We start from the raw sequence: 1,540 nt of genomic DNA on the forward strand, positions 1-1,540 counted from the left end.
TACCCATACTTTGATCGTATTGCCTTCTGTTACCGTCGTGGATTCTGGTGTTAAGGTGATTTGTTTGGGACCGGTGGCGTCGGTGATCGTTACCGTGGTGCTGGTGACGGTGAAGCCGGTGGCGGTACCTTCCAGTATTAGTGTTTCGTTTCTTTCGAGGATGTTATCGTTGACTGCGGTGAGCGTGGTGCTGCCGGAGGTCTGCGTTGCCGCGATCGTGATCTGGTTCAACGTGCTGTGGTCGCTACTTTGTGAGGTGGAGCTGCTGCCACGGCTTAGGTTAATCACGATGTCTGTGCCAGCTGTAAGGCCACCGAGTAATGTTGCAGTGATCGTCGTGCCGGTGCCGCCTTCTGCGATCGTGGTTTGCGAAGTGCTTAACGCGATCGTGGCGCCGGTGTGGTCGTTGTCTAGGATATCCAGTGTTACATCTGATCCGAATGTGAAGCCTGTGGCGGAGGGGATCAGGTGTAGTTTTTCTGTGGGTTCCAGGATGTTATCTGTTACCGGGTCTACGTGGAAGTCCACGTGATCACCGCCTGCGGGGATCGTTACACTCGTCAGTAATGCCGGGCTGAAGTCGGCGGCATCTGTTGCGGGTGTAGCGGTGCCTGCTGCAAGGTTGATGGTGATCGCTTCAGCAGTGGTGATGCCAGCTGGCAGGCTGAAGGTGAGTGTGGCGGAGCTGCCTTCAGTGACTGTAGTTGCACCGGTGATGCTGATTACTTTGTTAGCAGCAGTGCCGGTGGCGTCTACAATATTTATTGATGTGTTTGCGGTGGAATTTATATCAAACACATCTGCTTCTGCGGTGATCTCCAATAGCTCGTTCGGTTCGATGACGTTGTCTGGTTCCGCTGTTAAGTCGAAGGACACCTCGTTGCCGTTAGCAGGGATCGTTACTGTTGACAGGAAAGTGTATTCGGTTGATCCGGCAACGGTGCTCGCACCTGCTGCCAGTTGTACCGGGATGGCTTCAGATGTGGTGATGCCGGAAGGAAGGCGTACCCATACTTTGATCGTATTGCCTTCTGTTACCGTGGTGGCTTCTGGTGTTAGTGTGAGTTGTTTTGGACCGGTGGCGTCAGTGATCGTTACCGTGGTACCGGTGACGGTGAAGCCGGTGGCGGTGCCTTCCAGTACTATTGTTTCGTTTCTTTCGAGGATGTTATCATTGACTGCGGTGAGCGTGGTGCTACCGGAGGTCTGCATGGCTGCGATCGTGATCTGGTTTAATGTGCTGTGGTCACTGCTCTGTGAGGTGGAGCTGCTGCCGCGGCTTAGGTTGATCACGATGTCCCTGCCAGCTGTAAGGCCGCCGAGTAATGTTGCAGTGATCGTCGTGCCGGTGCCGCCTTCTGCAATCGTGGTTTGCGAGGTGCTTAACGCGATCGTGGCGCCGGTGTGGTCATTGTCTATAATATCTAATGTTACATCTGATCCGAACGTGAAGCCGGTGGCGGAAGGGATCAGGTGTAGTTTTTCTGTGGGTTCCAGGATGTTATCTGTTGACGGGTTTACCTGGTAATCCACGTGATCG

Annotated in this window: 1 protein-coding gene; it reads right to left on the reverse strand. The window is 53.9% G+C overall.

The genetic code is table 11. The annotated features are described in order from the left end of the window. Positions 1–1,540 (reverse strand): Calx-beta domain-containing protein (locus CCY01nite_RS26510; RefSeq protein ID WP_146867592.1); only part of this gene is annotated, 1,540 nt, incomplete at both ends.

The organism is Chitinophaga cymbidii (assembly GCF_007992715.1).
In the GTDB taxonomy this organism is placed as follows: domain Bacteria; phylum Bacteroidota; class Bacteroidia; order Chitinophagales; family Chitinophagaceae; genus Chitinophaga; species Chitinophaga cymbidii.